We start from the raw sequence: 18,886 nt of genomic DNA on the forward strand, positions 1-18,886 counted from the left end.
CCCGCGGGCCCCGGCACGCCCGGTGCCGGGCCTCCGGCCGGCCCGCCCGCGGGCGACGGCGACGGCCACTGCGGTCAGCGTGCCCCCGTAGAGCCACCCGGCGTGCACGGCCAGGGCGGTCATCAGCTCCACCAGCCGCTCGGCCGGCCCGCCCGAGCCTCCGTCGACGAAGACGAGGCCGGTGGTGAACGCGATCGGCACGGCGATCGGCGCGGCGGCCAGGTCGGCCGGGCGCACCCACAGCGCGCACACGGCGCTGACGAGCACGAAGGAGACCCCGTAGACGGCCGGGTCGCCGCCCAGCAGCAGCGCGTCCAGCCCGCCGGCCAGCAGCATCGCACCCGCGGCCAGCAGTCCGCAGCCCAGCCCGGTCAGGTGCGCGCCCGGGGGCCACTCGCGCCGGGCGGCCCCGGCGTCCGCGCGGGGCGGGCCCGGTGTGCGCCGGAGCGCGCTCTTCCCGGTTTCGGGGGACGCGGGCTGCGCCGCCCGGCGTCGCGGACGGAGACGGGAGATGCGCGCACTGTGTTGCTCCACCGCACCAACGTAGGCCGGGCACCGCCCCGGAGCCCGGTACGGACACGCCAGGGCCGTCCTTTGGAGTGCCCGTAGACTGGTGGATCGGCCCCCATCCGGGCCGGTCCACCCAGATCCTCTCGCTACGGGAAGTCGCCACGTGTCGCTCACGATCGGAATCGTCGGCCTGCCCAACGTCGGCAAGTCGACCCTGTTCAACGCCCTGACCAAGAACGACGTGCTGGCGGCCAACTACCCGTTCGCCACCATCGAGCCGAACGTCGGCGTCGTCGGCGTCCCCGACGCCCGGCTCGCCCGGCTGGCGGAGATCTTCGGCTCCCAGCGGGTCCTGCCCGCGACCGTCGACTTCGTCGACATCGCCGGCATCGTGCGCGGTGCGAGCGAGGGCGAGGGACTGGGCAACAAGTTCCTGGCGAACATCCGCGAGTCGGACGCGATCTGCCAGGTCATCCGCGCCTTCGACGACGAGAACGTGGTACACGTCGACGGCAGGGTCTCGCCGGGGGACGACATCGAGACGATCGACACCGAGCTGATCCTCGCCGACCTCCAGACCATCGAGAAGGTCCTGCCCAGGCTCCAGAAGGAGTCCCGGATCAAGAAGGACGTCCAGCCCAAGGTCAAGGCTGTCGAGGAGGCCAAGGCCATCCTGGACGAGGGCCGCACGCTGTTCTCGGCGGGCATCGTCCAGGGCTCCGAGCGGGCCGGGCTCCTGCACGACCTGCACCTGCTCACCACCAAGCCCTTCCTCTACGTCTTCAACGTCGACGAGGACGAGCTGACCGACGAGGCATTCAAGGACGAGCAGCGCAAGCTGGTCGCCCCGGCCGAGGCGATCTTCCTCAACGCCAAGCTGGAGTCCGACCTCGCCGAGCTGGACGAGGCCGAGGCCCTGGAGCTGCTCCAGTCGGTCGGCCAGGAGGAGCCGGGCCTGGCCACCCTCGCCCGCGTCGGCTTCGACACCCTCGGCCTCCAGACGTACCTGACGGCGGGCCCGAAGGAGGCCCGTGCCTGGACGATCCGCAAGGGCGCCACGGCCCCCGAGGCGGCCGGCGTGATCCACACCGACTTCCAGAAGGGCTTCATCAAGGCCGAGGTCATCTCCTTCGAGGACCTGGTCGAGGCGGGCTCGGTGGCCGAGGCCCGTGCGCGCGGCAAGGCCCGCATGGAGGGCAAGGACTACGTGATGCGCGACGGCGACGTGGTGGAGTTCCGCTTCAACGTCTGACACGTCCGGCGAGGGGCCGTCCGTCCGACCTGTGGCGGAGCGGTCCCGGGACTCCTCGTCGAGAGCCGTGCCCGGCCCGCCCGCCGGCGGGCGGGCCGTGGTGGTCAGCCGCCGGCGGTGAGTCGCCGCTCGATGGCGTCGGCGGTGTCGAGCAGGAGGCCGGCGGCGCTGCGAAGGTCCCTGGTGTTCACCGCGTCGCCTCCACCGGCGGGCATCTGGGCCCGAACCTCGGCGTGGTCGAACTGACCATCGCGCTGCACCGTGTCTTCGACTCACCGGCGGACCGCATCGTGTTCGACACAGGGCACCAGAGCTACGTCCACAAGATCCTCACCGGCAGGCGGTCCGCCTTCGACACGCTCCGCGCGCCGGGAGGGCTGTCCGGTTATCCGCTGCGTGCGGAGTCCCCGCACGACCTGGTGGAGAACTCGCACGCCTCCACGGCACTGTCCTACGCGGACGGCCTGGCCAAGGCCGACCGGTTGCGCGCCGCCGGTCTCGCCGAGGTGGTGTCACTGCGTCCGTTGCACGAGTCCCAGGTCCGTGCCATGGTCATCCGGCGGTTGCACGCCAAGCCGTCGGCCTCGTTCCTCTCGTACCTGCGGCGGGAGTGCCGCGGCTGGCCCGCCGCCGTACTCGCCGCCCTGGCCGGGCACCGGCGGAGCGGCTCGCTCCGGATCTTCGACCGGCACGCCTACCTCGCGTCGCCGGACTGGCCGCCCCTGCTGCCGTCCGCCCTGCCGCCAGTGGAGTACCTGAGGCGGCTGGGCGGGCTCGTCTGGCCGGTCGCCAAGGCGATGGCCGTGCTGCATCCGCTGGGGGCCGCGGCGACCGGACTGGTCGCACGGGCCGTGGGCGCGGGGGAGGACGAGGTCCGCGAGGCACTGGACGAGCTGTACGCCGAGGGGGTACTGCGGCACGGGCCCGGACCGGACCGCTGGAGGTTCCGGGTGCCGCTGCTCGCATCCGGGCTGACGGCCTGCCTCGGGCCGTACGAGCGGCGCAGGCTGGCCCAGTTGGCGGTCGTCGCGATCTGGGCCGGCGAGGCCGCCGCGGACGGCGGGTACCTCGCCGAGCAACTGGTCGTCGCGGGCCGGTTCGTGGACTCCCGGCGGGTATCCGTCGAACTGCTCGCCAGAGGCACCGCCGCCATGCTGGAGGACGGGTACTTCGCTGAGCGCTGGCTGCGTGCCGCCATCGACCTGATCACGGAACCGGAGCCGCGCGCCCGCGCACTGCTCGCGCACGCCTCCACCTGCTGCATCCATCTGCGTTACGCCGAGGCCATGGACAGCGCGTGGACGGTCCTGTCCGAGTACGCCGACCTGGTCCCCCGGAGGCCCTGCTGGAACTGGGGATGATCTACGTCGTCTCACTCGGCGGGACCTCGGACAAGGCGGCGCTCACAGCGTTCTGCGAGGACGGCTGGCGTTTGTTGCCGGGCGGCGAGGGGCACCGGATCCTCACCCGGTGCGTCGCCCTGTGTCACCTCGACAGATGGCGGGAGGCGGACGGCCATCTGACGGCCCGGCGGGACGTCTGGGGCCGGGACAACGATGTCGTCACCGCGCTGGGGCTGTTCCTCACCGAGTGTATCGGGATGTTCCTCGGCAGGACCGGGCCGTTCGAACGGGCTGTCACCGCTCCGTCCCGGTGGCCCCTGTGGACAAAGGGGGCGCGGCACAGGTTCGAGCGGCTGTCGCAACTGGCCCGGGTCCTGATGGCCTTCGGCGAACTGGGCCGGGTGGAGGGGGTGCTGGCGGCCCATGAGCTGCCCTTCCCGTACCGGCCCGCACCCGACCGGGTAGTGGCGGACAGTCAGGGCGGACGCTGGGATCCGGCGCTCAACCTGGCACGGGAGAGTCTGGCCACCGGACTCTCGGTCGGCGATCTGCCCATCCACACCCTCACATGCCGGGAGACGAGCGTCATCCTCGGCGCGCGCGGCCAACTCGCCCGCGCTCGCGAGGTGATCGACAGAGCGCGGAGCGTGCAGCCCGTGATGCTCCACCTGCCGGCCCTGCCGGAGTCGTACCTGAGCCGGGCCGTGGGCGAAGCCGGCCGAGTCGGCCGGATCGTCGACGACGGGCTCGCCCTGGCCGCCGAGCGCGGGCTGGTCATCGGCACGGACGAGCTGTGGCTGGCGAGGGCCGTCTCGCGACTGGACACGGGTGACCGGGGCGCGGCGCTGAGGTGCGTGGACAAGGCGGGCAGGGTCGCCGAGCTGCTCGGTACCGGCCGGGCCCGGCTGTGCCACCTGCTCGCCGCCGCCGTGGTGCACCGCGACCGTGCGGCCGCGGCCGAGGCGGTACGGCTCGCGCGGCGGCGAGCACAACCGCTGGAGCAGGCCGACACGCTCGCCACGGTGGTGCGCCACGGGCTGGCCGACGCGTCGCTGCTGCATGAGGCGCACGCGCTCTACGGCGACCTCGACGCGCTGCTGCGCCGGGCACAACTGCGGACCCTGATGCGTGAGCACGAGGTCGCCGTGCCGGGCCGGGGCCTCATCACCGCCGAGAACGAACGGCTCCTCGCCACGCTGGTGGCCGAGGGACTGACCAACCGTGAACTGGCGATCGTGCTCCGTTGCAGCTAGAAGAGCGTGGAGAGCCGGCTGGGCAGGCTGTTCAAACGCACCGGATACCGTTCGCGGGTCGAGCTCGCCTTCGCGATGCTGACCGGGGAGTACGCCGCCTGACGCCGGTCTCGTCCGGTTCCCCGGGAACGCCCGGCCTGCCACGCCCACGGGTCGGAACGGCAGGGTCCAAACCCGCGTCCCCACTCCCGGGAGTGGGGACGTCTCCTCCCGTCGCCCCGGCACGGGGCCGAGGCGGGGACGTTGCCGGAAGTGTGTTGACGGCATGTGACATGTGCGTGTCCTTCTGTGCGCACCCTTGTGTCTTTCCTATGGATCGGCGAATCTTTCGAGCGGCGAATCATTCCGGCACCCCGCACCTCCCGGTGCCTGATTTGTCATGCCCATGCGCACCTCTCGGTAGCGCACCCCACAGGAGGAGGACCCCCACATGGCAGCGATGCGTCCCACCCGACGCAGACGTGCCCACGTGGCCGCGGTGACCGCCGCGGCCCTGGCCATTGGTTTCGCGCCCGCCGCGGCGGCCGTGGCCGCTCCGCCCGCCGAAGGCGTGATCCAGAACGCCGACGCCCCCGGAGCGATCGAGAACAGCTACATCGTGACCCTCGACGAGGACGCGGCCGACGCCGGTTCCTCGAAGGGCAGGTCGCTGATGAAGAAGTACGGCGCCTCCATCAAGCGCACCTACCGCGAGGCGCTCAACGGCTACGCGGTCCGGCTGACCGAGGCCGAGGCGAAGAAGCTCGCCGCCGACCCGGCCGTGGACGCGGTGGCGCAGGACCAGAAGGTCTCCATCGCCGGCACCCAGACCAACCCGCCGTCCTGGGGTCTGGACCGCATCGACCAGCGGTCCCTGCCGCTCGACCGCAGCTACACCTACCCGGACTCCGCCGGGCAGGGCGTGAACGCCTACATCATCGACACCGGTGTGCGGATCAGCCACGGCGACTTCGGCGGCCGGGCGGTGAACGGCTACGACGCGGTGGACGGCGACAACGTCGCGCAGGACGGCAACGGCCACGGCACCCACGTCGCCGGCACCGTCGCGGGCACCTCGCACGGCGTCGCCAAGAAGGCGAGGATCGTCGCGGTACGCGTGCTGGACAACAACGGCTCCGGCACCATCTCCGGCGTGGTCGCGGGCGTCGACTGGGTGACGCGGAACGCCGTCAAGCCCGCGGTGGCCAACATGAGCCTGGGCGGCGGCGCCAACTCCACCCTCGACACCGCCGTGCGCAACTCCATCGCCTCCGGCGTCACCTACGCCGTGGCCGCGGGCAACTCCAACACCAACGCGTCGACCTCCTCCCCCGCCCGGGTCGCCGAGGCCCTCACCGTCGGGTCCACCACCAGCTCCGACGCGCGCTCGTCCTTCTCCAACTACGGCAGCATCCTGGACATCTTCGCGCCGGGCTCGTCCATCACCTCCGCCTGGCACACCTCCGACAGCGCCACCAGCACCATCTCCGGCACGTCGATGGCCGCGCCGCACGTCGCCGGCGCCGCCGCGCTGCACCTGGGCGACAACCCGGGTGCCACTCCGTCCCAGGTCGCGGCCGCCCTGGACTCCGCCGCCGTCACCGGTGCGATCTCCAGCCCCGGCAGCGGCTCCCCGAACAAGCTGCTGAACGTGGGCGAGGGCGACCCGGGCGACCCCGGTGACCCGCCGGGCGACCGCTTCGAGAACACCACCGACTACCCGATCAGCGACAACTCCACCGTGGAGTCCCCGATCACCGTCTCGGGTGTCAGCGGCAACGCCCCCTCCGACCTGAAGGTCGAGGTCGACATCCGGCACACCTACAGCGGTGACCTGCAGGTGGACCTGGTCGCCCCCGACGGCACCGCCTACCGTCTCAAGAGCTACGGGACGGGCGGCAGTGCCGACGACGTGATCGGCACCTACACCGTCGACGCCTCCTCGGAGGTCGCGAACGGCACCTGGAAGCTGAGGGTCAGCGACAACGCCTACTGGGACACCGGCACGATCAGTTCCTGGGCGCTGCAGTTCTGAGCCCCGGCGTTCTCGCCATCCGGTGGTTCTGACCGCTCCGCGCCGGTCCGGCCCCCACGGTTTTCCGTGGGGGCCGGACCCGTGCCCGAAACCTGTCCTGAGCAGCACTTCATCACATCGAGTGAAACCCTGGCCGATCATTGCGGTGTGCATCCTCCCGTTGCCAAGCTGTTGCGCACCGTCAAGCCGTTGGGAGGACATGTGCCTTTCGGGGAGCAGCCCGCATATCTGCGTGTGGCCGGGGATCTCCGCCGGAAGATCGCCGACGGCACGCTTCCGCCGCGCACCCGGCTGCCGTCGCAGGCCCGCATCCGCGCGGAGTACGGCGTCTCGGACACCGTCGCGCTGGAGGCCCGCAAGGTGCTGATGGCCGAGGGGCTGGTCGAGGGCCGCTCCGGGTCGGGGACGTACGTGCGCGAGCGGCCTGTGCCGCGCGGGGTGATCCGCACCGGCTACCGGCCGGCCGGCGAGGCCGGCCCGTTCCGTCAGGAACAGGCCGACGAACGGGTGTCGGGCACCTGGGAGTCGCACAGCGAGCAGGAGGAGGCGGGCCCGGCGGTCGCCGAGCGGCTGCGGATCAAGGAAGGGGAGCGGGTGATGCGCACCCGCTACCTGTTCCGTGTCGACGGGGAGCCCTCGATGCTCTCCACTTCCTGGGAGCCGCTGGCCGTCACCGGACGCACCCCCGTGATGCTGCCGGAGGAGGGGCCACTGGGCGGACGGGGGGTGGTGGAGCGGATGGCGGCCATCGACATCGTCGTGGACAACGTGGTGGAGGAGGTCGGCGCCCGACCCGGACTGGCGGAGGAGATGCTCGTGCTGGGCGGCGTGCCGGGGCACACCGTGCTGGTGATCGAGCGGACGTACCGCGCCGGCGGGCGTCCGGTGGAGACCGCGGACGTGGTCGTGTCGGCGGACCGCCATCGCGCGGTGTACCACCTGCCCGTACGCTGAGGCACTCCCGTGCGCCCTTCCCGTAGTCGCTCGCACACATGGCCGAAACAATGCCGCATTGTGTCAATGCGAATGCGCTGCGTTAAGCCCAGGCGTAAGCTCGGGCATATGCAGACCGGTGGATCGCTGGGGGAAGTCGCGCGGCGCGGGGCGCCGGGTGGAAGGGGCGCACGATGAGCGAGGGCAAGGCCGTGCTCCCCTGGATGGTCATACGGCAGGATCCGAACGGCAACCGCTACCGCGTCGGCCGCTACGCCACCCGGGCCGAGGCCCAGGGCATGGTCGAGCGGCTGAGCGGGCACCGGGCGGGCGGCGCCGGAGCGGAAGGGGCGGACGGGGGCGGCGCGGGGGAACGGCGCTACCTGGTCGAGCGCCTGCGCCGGGGAAGCGGTGATCACGCCTGACTCAATGCACAATCGGGTATACGGACAAACAGTCCCAAAGTGCCCGGGTGTGTGCTCGGGTGGAGGCTCGAGCGTGGATGAGGACGGCGTGAACGACCCACCCAAGGCATTCCACGGCGCGGTCGAGGGCGTGACCACCTCACTGCTCGACACTCTGCGCGTCGGTGTCGTCATGTTCGACACCGACGGCTACGTCATGCTGTGGAGCCCCACGGTCGAGGAGATCCTCGGATGGCCCGCCGACGCCATGGTCGGCCGCCACTACGGCGGTTACCTCACCGATGTCCCCGTGGAGGCGTCCTCGGGCGCCCCGGCCCCGCACGGCGAGATCTACCGGGCCATCCGGGAGAACGGGTACTGGCGCGGCAACCTCCTAGTCCGCCACCGGGACGGGCACACCGTGGAGGTGGAGGCCCGCGCCTCCCTGCTCACGCCACCCGACCACAAACCCTTCATTCTGGCCAACATCGTCGAGACCTCCCGGCTGCGCGCCGTCGAACAGGACCTCGCTGCCCTCGACGCCCTCTTCGCGACCTCCCCGCTCGGCATCGCCGTCCTCGACACCGAGCACCGCTACGTCCGCGCCAACGAGGCACTCGCCCGGCTCAACGGGAGGACGGTCCGCGAGACCCTCGGCAGGACCGTCCACGATGTCCTGCCAAGGGCCGTGGCCGACACCCTCGCCCAGATCCAGTCCCTTGTGCTGGAGACCGGCCGTCCCGTCGTGGACACCGTCCTGGCCGCACCAGGCGGGCACGGCTGGCACTCGGTGTCGTACGGCAGGCTCACCAGCCCCGACGGACGCGTCCTCGGCGTCAGCTCCACGGTGATGGACGTCACCGAGCGGCGCGACGCGATGGAGAAGATCGAGCGCGCCCGGCAGCGGCTGAAGCTCCTGGACGACATCGGCGTTGCCCTCGGCGACCTGCTCGACGTCTCCAGGATCGCCAGCAGGCTCGCCGGCGCCCTCGTCCCGCGCTTCGCCGACTACTCGAGTGTGATGCTCTACGGCACCGTCGCCCACGGCGGTGAACTGCCCCGCACCGGCCGGCCGGCCGGCGCCCCGCTGCTCCAGCTCGGCGCCGCGGCCAAGGACCGCGGCCCGGTGGTGGAGCGGATGCTGAGGGTCGGACAGGACATCGCCCTGGAGAGGGGGTCGGTCTTCGAGAGCGTGCTCACCTCGGCCGCCCCCCACCTGGTGATGTCCCGCGAGGAACTGGTCTCCGCCTCCTACCCGGGCGATCCCAGGGTCCAGACCGCCCTCGATCTGAGGATCCACTCCTTGACGGTCGTTCCGCTGCGCGCCCGGGGCACCGTCCTTGGGCTGCTGCTGCTCAGCCGCGCCGAGGGCCGCGCGGCCTTCGACCGCGACGACCTGGCGCTCGCCATGGAACTGGCCGGGCGCGCCGGCATCAGCCTGGACAACGCCCGCCTCTACGCCCGCGAGCGCGAGAGCGCCCTGATGCTCCAGCGCAGTCTGATGCCCCAGCAGGTGCCCTCGCCCCCCGGCGTGCAGATCGCCTACCGCTACGTCCCCGGCGGCAGCCACGGCGAGGCCGAGGCCGAGGCGGGCGGCGACTGGTTCGACGTGATCCCCCTGGCGGGCGGCCGGGTCGCCCTCGTCATCGGCGACGTGATGGGCCACGGGCTGCGCGCCGCGGCCACCATGGGGCAGCTGCGCACGGCGGTGCGCACCCTGGCCGCACTCGACCTGCCGCCCGACGAACTGCTGCACCGTGTCAACGACCTGGCCGACGACCTCGCCCAGGGCCCTGACGAGCCCCTGATGGCCACCTGCGTCTACGCCGTCTACGACCCCTCCACCCGCCGGTGCACCCTGGCCACCGCCGGGCATGTGCCGCCGCTGCTGCTGACCGGCCGGGGCGGCGGCTGGGAGGTGGCCCCGGTCGAGGCGCCGCCGGGCGCCCCGCTGGGCGTCGGCGGGGTGGAGTTCGAGTCCCTGAGCCTGGAGGTGGAGGAGGGGGCGGTCCTCGTGCTCTACACCGACGGGCTGATCGAGCACCGCGGCGAGGACATCACCGAAGGGCTGGACCGTCTGATGTCCCTGCTCGGCGGCCTGCCCGCCCAGCCGTTCCTGGAGGATGTCTGCGACCGGGTGCTCGGCGATCTGGACCCGGGCGCCGGACCGGCGGGCTCCGCGGTCCCACCGGGACCGGTGGGCTCGGTGGATGACGTGGCGCTGCTGCTGGCCCGGCTCGGCGGACTCCCCGAGGGCAGCGCCGCCTCCTGGAACTTCCCCGCCGAGACGCGCGCCGTACGCCGGGCCCGCGAGGCCGTTCGCGGCGTCCTGCGCGGCTGGGGGCTGGAGGCGCTGACCGACGACACCGTGCTGCTCGTCAGCGAACTGGTCACCAACTCCATGCGCCACGCCCACGGGCCCATCGGCGTACGGATGGTGCGCGGCACCTCTCTGCTGGTGGAGGTCTCCGACCCGCTGCCCGTCCCGCCCCGCGAGCGCACCGCCGCTCCGGACGACGAGGGCGGGCGCGGCATCCGGCTCGTCGCCCGCGGGGCGCGCCGCTGGGGCACCCGCCACGGACCGATCGGCAAGACCGTGTGGTTCGAGCTGGGCCTGCCGTGACGGGAGGTGGGCTCGATCCCACCCCCGGATACCGGAACAGCGGACTCACCTGCGCCTTGACGCTGTGTCCGGCACAAAGGAAAGATTGCGCCACGCCACACCGCGTGCCTCCGCTCCCGGCCGCGGTGCCACCGCCGGGCCCGGCCGGGGACGACCGAGCCGCCACGGCGTGTGGTTCGGGCGGACTCCGCCTGGTTAGGAGAGAGGGGAGCGGGACCGGCCCGGGGCCCGCCGAAAGTGGCGGAAACCGTGCGGTGGACGGGACCAGCGGGTTCCGGGCGGAGCGCGCCCGCGGGAAAGCTGGACCGGAACAGGAAGGGGCGGCGTTGAGCGAGATTCCGGCCGAGGCGGGAAAGCCCGACGACGTACGCCGTGCCCTGGCGCTGCTGAACGCCGCCGGGGCGCGGATAGGCAACTCCCTCGATCTGGACACCACCGCCCGCGAACTCCTCGACGTGGCCGTGCCCCAGTTCTGCGACCTGGCCTCCGTGGACCTGTACCCGGAGGTGTTCTCCGGGGGGGACCCCCGGGCGGTGGAGGCGGACGGCACCCGTCCGCTGCGGCGCGTGGCCTTCGCCAGCGCCGTCTCCGACGGTCCGATCACCTTCGGCCACCACACGGGCGGCGCCCCCGACCCGGACCACGTCGAACTCGGCAGCGTCCACAGCTACCCCGCGGACTCCCCGTACGCCGACGCGCTGCGCACCGCCCGCGTCCAGCGGGCCGCGGGCACCCTGGTGCGGTCCACCCTCGCCGTGCCGATGGTCGCGCGCGGCCGGGTGCTGGGGCTGGCCCAGTTCTCCCGCACCATGGGCAGCGAGCCCTTCGGAGAGCGGGACGCCGCCCTCGGCGCGGAACTGGCCGCCCGCGCCGCCGTGTGCGTGGACAACGCGCGGCTGTACCGCAGGGAGCACGAGCGCGCGCTCATACTCCAGCGCAGCCTGCTGCCCCCGGACGACCCCGAGGCCGCCGGGCTCGACATCGCCTGCCGCTACCTGCCGGGCAGCACGGCCGGCGAGGTGGGCGGCGACTGGTTCGACGTCATCGAGCTGCCCGGACACCGCACCGCCCTGGTGGTCGGCGACGTGATGGGCCGCGGCCTGCGCGCGGCCGTGGCCATGGGCGAACTGCGCACCGCGGTACGCACCCTGGCTCTGCTGGACCTGGAACCGGCCGAGGTACTGGGCGCGTTGGACGAGATCGCCCGGGGGCTGGGCGCCTCCCACGACGGCCGCGGCGACCAGTCCGGCCGGGCCGCGGACCTCTCCGAGGTGTACCTGGCCACCTGCGTCTACGCCGTCTACGACCCCGTCACCCGCCGCTGCGCCTTCGCCAACGCCGGGCATCTGCCGCCCGTGCTGGTCGAGCCGCGCGAGGACGACGGTGAGCAGTCCGCGCTGCTGCTGGAGGTTCCCAGGGGCGTGCCGCTGGGCGTGGGGGGCGAGCCGTTCGAGGAGACCGAGGTCGAGCTGCCGGACGGCGCCCTGCTCGCCCTCTACACCGACGGTCTGGTCGAGTCCCGCCACCAGCCCCTGGACGAGGGGCTCCAGGCGCTGCGCACCACCCTGTCGGGCCCCGACCGGCCGCTGGAGGACGTGTGCGACGAGGTGCTGGGCGCGCTGGAGAACCACCACGGCGAGGACGACGTCGCCCTGCTGCTGGCCCGGATCCAGGGGCTGCCCGCCGGGGCGGTGGGCGACTGGCGGCTGTCGGCCGAGCCCCGTTCGGTGGCCCGCGCCCGTGAACTGGCCCGTCGGCGGCTCACCGCGTGGGGGCTGGAGGACCTCGCCGACACCACCGAGCTGCTCGTCAGCGAGCTGGTCACCAACGCCCTGCGCCACGGCATGGGGGTCTCCCCCGCGCAGCCGGGAGCGGGCGCCCTTCCGGCGCGGCCAGGGGTGGGGGTCCCCCCGGCAGCGCCAGGGGTGGGGGTCCCCCCGGCAGCGCCAGGGGGAGAGATACGGCTGCGCCTGCTGCTGGACCGCACCCTGGTCTGCGAGGTGTGGGACTCGGGGCTCGTCCAGCCGCGCCGCCGCCGCGCCCGCGACACCGACGAGGGCGGACGCGGGCTGCAACTGGTCGACCTGCTCTCCTCGGGCTGGGGCAGCCGCCGTACCCCGCGGGGGAAGACGGTCTGGTTCGAGCTCGCCCTCCCCCAGGAGGGCGGGCCCAAGCCGTCGGACTCGGTCGAGGCCCTGCTGGGCATGTTCTGAGGGGGCCGTCCACGGACGCCGTACCCGGCGCCGTGCCCGGAAGTGCCGCACCTCACACCGCCCTCACGGGAGCGCCGCGCCCCGGGGCCGGTGCGGAACGAAGCTCCCGGTCGGCGGGCGGTCACCCCGGCGTCACCGGGCGGACACGGGCGCGGCCTAGGGTCGTACGCGATGCGGGCATGGGGCCGAGGGAACCGTGGGGCCCCGTCCACCGGCCCCGGGCCCGTAACATGGAGGGATGACAGGCCGTGGCGATGATCAGCCCGGCGGGCGCGCGACGCACCGGTCGCGCCGCCATCCACGATTCCGGGAGAAGCGCCCCCAGTATGCCCACGCGCCACGACATCCGTAACGTCGCCATCGTCGCCCACGTCGACCACGGCAAGACGACCCTGGTCGACGCCATGCTCAAGCAGGCCGGCGCCTTCGCCGCCCACCAGCTCGACCAGGTGGACGACCGCGTGATGGACTCCAACGACCTGGAACGCGAGAAGGGCATCACCATTCTCGCCAAGAACACCGCGGTCAAGTACCACCCCAAGGACGGCGGCGCCCCCGTCACCATCAACATCATCGACACGCCCGGCCACGCCGACTTCGGAGGCGAGGTCGAGCGCGGCCTGTCCATGGTGGACGCGGTGGTGCTGCTGGTGGACGCCTCCGAGGGCCCGCTGCCGCAGACCCGGTTCGTGCTGCGCAAGGCGCTCCAGGCCCGGCTGCCGGTCATCCTGTGCATCAACAAGACCGACCGGCCCGACTCCCGCATCGACGAGGTCGTCGACGAGGCCTACGGCCTCTTCCTCGACCTGGACGCGGACGAGGAGCAGATCGAGTTCCCCATCGTTTACGCCTGTGCCCGTGACGGTGTGGCCTCGCTCACCAAGCCGGCCGACGGCACCGTCCCTGCCGACAGCGACAGCCTGGAGCCGTTCTTCTCCACGCTGCTGGAGCACGTCCCCGCACCCTCCTACGAGGAGGGCACGCCGCTCCAGGCCCATGTGACCAACCTGGACGCCGACAACTTCCTCGGCCGTATCGCGCTGCTGCGCGTGGCCCAGGGCGAGCTGCGCAAGGGCCAGACGGTGGCGTGGATGAAGCGCGACGGCTCGGTGCAGAACGTGCGCATCACCGAGCTGCTGATGACGGAGGCGCTCACCCGCAAGCCGGCCGAGGTGGCGGGCCCGGGCGACATCTGCGCCGTCGCCGGCATCCCGGACATCACCATCGGCGAGACGCTGGCCGACCCGGACAACCCGGTCGCGCTGCCGCTGATCACCGTCGACGAGCCGGCGATCTCCATGACCATCGGCACCAACACCTCGCCGCTGGTCGGCCGGGGCGGCACCGGCAAGGGCGCGGACGCCAAGACGGCCGTCAAGGACCGCAAGGTCACCGCCCGGCAGGTCAGGGACCGTCTGGACCGCGAGCTGATCGGCAACGTCTCGCTGCGCGTGCTGGACACCGAGCGCCCCGACGCCTGGGAGGTGCAGGGCCGCGGTGAGCTGGCGCTGGCCATCCTGGTGGAGACCATGCGCCGGGAGGGCTACGAGCTGACCGTCGGCAAGCCGCAGGTGGTGACCAGGGAGGTCGACGGCAAGGTCCACGAGCCGGTCGAGCGCCTGACCATCGACGTGCCCGAGGAGCACATGGGCGCCGTCACGCAGCTCATGGGCATCCGCAAGGGCCGGATGGACAACATGTCCAACCACGGATCGGGCTGGGTGCGCCTGGAGTTCGTCGTGCCCTCCCGCGGCCTGATCGGCTTCCGCACCGAGTTCCTGACCCAGACCCGCGGCACCGGTATCGCCCACTCCATCCACGAGGGCCACGAGCCCTGGTTCGGTGAGCTGAAGACCCGCAACAACGGCTCGCTCGTGGCGGACCGCGCCGGCGCCGTCACCGCCTTCGCGATGACCAACCTCCAGGAGCGCGGCGTGCTCTTCACGGAGCCCGGCACCGAGGTGTACGAGGGCATGATCGTCGGCGAGAACTCCCGCTCCGACGACATGGACGTCAACATCACCAAGGAGAAGAAGCTCACCAACATGCGGTCCTCGACCGCCGACGTGACCGAGTCGATCGTCCCGCCGCGCAAGCTCTCGCTGGAACAGTCCCTGGAGTTCTGCCGCGACGACGAGTGCGTGGAGGTGACCCCGGAGGCCGTGCGCATCCGCAAGGTCGTCCTGGACCAGAAGGAACGCGCCCGCGCCGCCTCCCGGGCCAAGCACGCCTGACCCGGCCCCGCGCCCCGTCCGTCGACGTTCGAGAGCCGACGGGCGGGGCGTCGGCATGGTGAGAGAAATTACACCGGAACACGTGGAGAGGTGTGTTCCGGTGTCACCGCGAGCCCTCGTGTCTCATGTCTCACGTCAAGTGTTTTAGGGCACATGGGCGTCCGGTGAGCGGACTTCAAATGTCGGAAGCCGTATCAACAGTCCGTTTCGCGTAAGTCTGTATGGGATTATTTTGTCCGGATTCTGATCGAGGGCGTGAGTGTTATGTGACCAAACCGAGATCCGTCACGTGTGGTCTACGCGCCTCGTGTCCCCAATAGTTGGGTCCATTGAATTCGGGTAGGCGGGTTGTCCGTCGATCAGTGAACGGCTCTACAACGAAGACGGGGAGCCGTCGCTGGTGCGAGGGGCGACTCCTCCCGTGAGAACAGTGGACTCCTGAGGAGGCATACCCATGCGCGGTGCCATGAGCGCCAAGTGGGTCGCGAGTGCGATAGTCGTGGCGCTGGCCGCGACCGCCTGTGGCGGCAGCGACAGCGGTGACAACAAGGAAGACGGCGCCAGTGGCGGCTCCATCAGCATGGACATCGCCGAGCCCAAGCGTCTCGTTCCGGCCAGCACGACCGAGAGCTCGGGCAACCAGGTCCTGTCGGCTCTGTTCACTCCGCTCGTCGAGTTCGACGGGGACAACAAGCCGGTCATGGCCGCAGCCGAGTCGATCGAGTCCGAGGACAACAAGACCTGGACGATCAAGATCAAGGACGCCGTGTTCCACGACGGCACGCCGGTCAAGGCCGAGAACTACGTCAAGGCCTGGAACTGGGGTGCCTACGGTCCGAACGCCGCGGACGGAAACTACTTCTTCGGGACCATCGAGGGCTACGAGGACCTGAACCCGCAGGACCCGGACGGTCCGGAGGGCCCGAAGGAGGCCCCCGAGCCCAAGGCCAAGGAGCTCAGCGGCCTCAAGGCCGTCGACGACAAGACCATCGAGGTCACCCTGTCGGCCCCGTTCTCCGGGTTCCCGTCGCTGCTCGGCTACACGGTCTTCTACCCGATGCCGGACTCCGCGTTCGAGGACATCGAGAAGTACGAGGAAGCCCCTGTCGGCCAGGGCCCCTTCAAGATGAAGGGCGAGTGGAAGCACGACCAGCTGGTCTCCGTCACCAAGTACGAGGACTACGAGCTGGGCGACCAGCCGAAGATCGACGGCATCGACTTCAAGGTCTACCAGGACCAGAACACGGCCTACAACGACCTGCTGGCCGGCAACCTGGACGTGCTGCGTACCATTCCCACCGAGGTGATGGGCACCGCGCAGACCGAGCTCGGCGACCGGTTCAAGACCTCCCCGGCCTCCACCTTCCAGTTCCTGGCCTACCCGATGTACGAGGACGCGTACTCCGACAAGCGTGTCCGCAAGGCCATCTCGATGGCCATCGACCGTGACGAGATCATCGACGTGGTCTTCCAGGGCTCGCAGGAGTCCGCCCGCTCCTTCGTCTCGCCGGTGGTCTCCGGCTACCGCGAGGACACCTGCGGTGAGGCCTGCAAGTTCGATCCCGAAGCCGCCAAGAAGCTCCTGGACGAGGCCGGGGGCTTCGAGGGGGACAAGATCCAGCTCGGCTACAACGGTGACGGTGGCCACAAGCAGTGGATCGACGCCACCTGCGACCAGATCCGCAAGAACCTCGATGTCGAATGCGTCGGCACCCCGATTCCGAAGTTCGCCGAGATGCTGACCCAGGTCGAGAACGAGCAGTTCGCCGGCGCCTTCCGGATGGGCTGGATCATGGACTACCCGTCCATGGAGAACTACCTCGGCCCGCTGTACAGCACCGACGGTTCGTCGAACTACTACGGCTTCAGTGACAAGGAGTTCGACAAGCTGGTCGCCGAGGGCCGCTCCGCGGAGACCGAGGAGGAGGCCATCGCCAAGTGGCAGCAGGCCGAGGACATCCTGGCCGAGGAGATGCCGGTCATCCCGCTGCGCTTCGGCAAGAATGTCTTCGGTCACTCCGAGGGCGTGAAGAACGTCGACATCGACCTCTACAACAACGTTGTTCTGGACCAGATCGAGAACTCCTGACAGTCGTTCGAGTCACAGGCTGAACAACGACTCAGGATCTGACGGTGGGGACAGGGATCCTGTCCCCACCGTCACCATGAGGAGGATCACCCATGGGCCGGTATGTCGCCAGGCGGCTACTGCAGATGATCCCGGTGTTCATCGGGACCACAGTCATCATCTTCGCGCTCACTCTCGCGATCGGCGGAGACCCCGTCCAGAATCTGTACGGTGAGCGTCCCGTGCCGGACAGTGTCCGGATCGCTCTCACCGAGCAGTACCATCTCGACGAGCCCTGGTACGTGAGGTACTGGTACTACCTCTCAGGGCTGGTACAGGGGGATTTCGGTCAGAGCCTCGCGGGCCGTCCGATTGGCGACATGATCGCGGAGGCGTGGCCCCACACTCTGCGGCTCGCCCTGATCGCCTTCATCGTGGAGGCGATCATCGGCGTCGCGGCCGGTCTCATGGCAGGGCTGAAGCGCGGCAGCTTCGTGGACAACCTCGTTCTGCTCTCCACCCTGTCCGTGATCTCCATCCCGATCTTCGTCATCGGCACCACCGCCCAGCTCTTCCTCGGCGTGAAGTGGGGCATTCTGCCGGTGGCGGGCGTACTCGAGGGCTGGCAGAGCTACCTGCTGCCCGGCATTGTGCTCGGCTCGGTCTCCCTCGCCTACATCGCACGCCTCACCCGGGCGTCCGTGGCGGAGAACCTCAGGACCGACTACGTCCGCACGGCGAAGGCCAAGGGCCTGCCGCAGTCGCGAATCTTCGGTGTACACGTCCTGCGCAACTCCCTCATCCCCGTGGTCACCTACCTCGGTATCGACATCGGCACGCTGATGGGTGGCGCCATGGTTACCGAGCGCATTTTCAACGTGCCAGGCGTCGGTTTCAACGTCTTCAAGGCCACCCAGATCGAGGACGGGCCGGTGCTCGTCGGTTTCGTTTCCATGCTGGTGCTGGTGTACCTCTTCGCCAGCCTTCTGGTGGACCTGCTCTACGCCGTGCTTGACCCGAGGATTCGTTATGTCTGACAGCAGCGCTTCGACCATGCCCACGGCCGTTGACGTCCCGCCCTCGGGTGACGGCGGCAACGCGGATAATTCGGGTGAAACCAGATCGCGCAGCCTGCTGCAGGACGCGATCCGGGACCTGGTGCGCCGGCCGATCTTCATCGTCTCAGCCGGCGTCATTCTGTTCCTGTGTGTGATAGCGGCCTTCCCGGGGCTCTTCACGAGTGTCGACCCGCGTTCCTGTTCCTTGTCGAACTCACTTCAGAGCCCGAGTTCTGAAGCGTGGTTCGGCTACGACGCGCGCGGTTGCGACATCTACGCCCGGGTCATCCACGGCACCCGGACCTCCATCGTGGTCGGTGTCCTGGCCACTGTGGGCTCCGCGATCATCGGTGGCCTGTTCGGCACAGTCGCCGGCTACCTGGGTGGCTGGATGGACACGGTGATCTCCCGCGGCATCGACATCTTCCTGGGCCTGCCGTTCCTGGTCGGTGCCATCGTCATCCTGAACGTCTTCCGTGACCCCGAGACCGGGTCGCGGGTCGGAGGCATCTGGGGCGTGCTGGCGGCCCTGACCCTCCTGGGCTGGATGAGCATGGCCCGTATCATGCGTTCCTCGGTGATCCAGGCGAAGCAGGCCGACTACGTGACGGCCGCCCGCTCGCTGGGCGCCTCGACGAGCCGCATCGTGATCCGGCACATCCTGCCCAACGCCGTCACTCCGCTGATCGTGGTCTCCACCATCAGCCTGGGGGTCATCATCTCCGCCGAGGCGACGCTGAGCTTCCTCGGTGTTGGTGTCCAGCCCCCGACGATCTCCTGGGGTGTCATGGTCAGCGAGTCGCTCGGCCGGGTCCGCGAGTCGTTGCACCCACTGCTCTTCCCGGCGACCTTCGTCAGCGTCACGGTGCTGGCGTTCATCATGCTCGGCGACGCGGTGCGCGACGCCCTCGATCCCAAGCTGCGCTGAGGGAGGCGTACGTGATTACTGTCGATAAGACCGCGAACGGTCCCGAGGTGCGG

12 protein-coding genes and 1 pseudogene are annotated in these 18,886 nt (G+C 70.6%); 12 read left to right on the forward strand and 1 reads right to left on the reverse strand.

Features of this window, described 5'->3' with window-relative positions; translation table 11 throughout:
- Positions 1-534, reverse strand: a 534-nt coding sequence (locus LJ221_RS16290; protein WP_241717459.1) for a DUF6542 domain-containing protein, incomplete at its 3' end; no start/stop codon positions are given.
- Positions 535-673: 139 nt separating this feature from the next.
- On the opposite strand from LJ221_RS16290, the gene ychF reads away from it, so the two are divergent.
- The 12 genes and pseudogenes from ychF to LJ221_RS16355 all read left to right on the forward strand — a co-directional run bounded on the left by ychF (position 674) and on the right by LJ221_RS16355 (position 18,833).
- Complete coding sequence (gene ychF / locus LJ221_RS16295; RefSeq protein ID WP_241717460.1) at positions 674-1,762, forward strand: redox-regulated ATPase YchF; 1,089 nt, start codon at positions 674-676, stop codon at positions 1,760-1,762.
- 185 nt (positions 1,763-1,947) lie between these two features.
- Positions 1,948-2,250 (forward strand): annotated as a pseudogene (locus LJ221_RS16300) (1-deoxy-D-xylulose-5-phosphate synthase N-terminal domain-containing protein); the annotation flags it as partial.
- Between the two features lie 809 nt (positions 2,251-3,059).
- Positions 3,060-4,358: a hypothetical protein gene (locus LJ221_RS16305; RefSeq protein WP_241717461.1), complete on the forward strand. Its 1,299-nt coding sequence runs from the start codon at positions 3,060-3,062 to the stop codon at positions 4,356-4,358.
- Between the two features lie 430 nt (positions 4,359-4,788).
- Positions 4,789-6,372 (forward strand): S8 family peptidase, encoded by a 1,584-nt coding sequence (locus LJ221_RS16310; RefSeq protein ID WP_241717462.1) that lies wholly within the window; start codon positions 4,789-4,791, stop codon positions 6,370-6,372.
- Between the two features lie 201 nt (positions 6,373-6,573).
- On the forward strand, positions 6,574-7,326 hold the full coding sequence (locus LJ221_RS16315; protein WP_241717469.1) for a GntR family transcriptional regulator: 753 nt from the start codon (positions 6,574-6,576) through the stop codon (positions 7,324-7,326).
- Between the two features lie 173 nt (positions 7,327-7,499).
- Entirely contained in the window at positions 7,500-7,730 is a 231-nt protein-coding gene (locus LJ221_RS16320) for an SPOR domain-containing protein (RefSeq protein WP_241717463.1), read from the forward strand.
- An 88-nt stretch (positions 7,731-7,818) separates the two neighbouring features.
- A complete protein-coding gene (locus LJ221_RS16325; RefSeq protein ID WP_241717464.1) occupies positions 7,819-10,332 on the forward strand; it encodes a SpoIIE family protein phosphatase in 2,514 nt (837 codons plus the stop codon).
- A gap of 326 nt (positions 10,333-10,658) precedes the next feature.
- Positions 10,659-12,545: a SpoIIE family protein phosphatase gene (locus LJ221_RS23495; protein WP_374228478.1), complete on the forward strand. Its 1,887-nt coding sequence runs from the start codon at positions 10,659-10,661 to the stop codon at positions 12,543-12,545.
- 326 nt (positions 12,546-12,871) lie between these two features.
- Positions 12,872-14,779: a translational GTPase TypA gene (typA, locus tag LJ221_RS16340; protein ID WP_241717465.1), complete on the forward strand. Its 1,908-nt coding sequence runs from the start codon at positions 12,872-12,874 to the stop codon at positions 14,777-14,779.
- Positions 14,780-15,233: 454 nt separating this feature from the next.
- Positions 15,234-16,868 carry an ABC transporter substrate-binding protein gene (locus LJ221_RS16345; protein ID WP_241717466.1) on the forward strand — a complete coding sequence of 545 codons (1,635 nt, stop codon included), beginning with the start codon at positions 15,234-15,236 and terminating at the stop codon, positions 16,866-16,868.
- Positions 16,869-16,960: 92 nt separating this feature from the next.
- A complete protein-coding gene (locus LJ221_RS16350) occupies positions 16,961-17,884 on the forward strand; it encodes an ABC transporter permease (protein WP_241717467.1) in 924 nt (307 codons plus the stop codon).
- Positions 17,877-18,833, forward strand: coding sequence for an ABC transporter permease (locus LJ221_RS16355; protein WP_241717468.1), 957 nt, complete (start codon positions 17,877-17,879; stop codon positions 18,831-18,833). The genes LJ221_RS16350 and LJ221_RS16355 overlap by 8 nt, the downstream gene beginning before the upstream one ends.
- Positions 18,834-18,886: the final 53 nt, after the last annotated feature.

Source organism: Streptomyces sp. CNQ085 (genome assembly GCF_022614595.1).
Classification (GTDB): domain Bacteria; phylum Actinomycetota; class Actinomycetes; order Streptomycetales; family Streptomycetaceae; genus Streptomyces.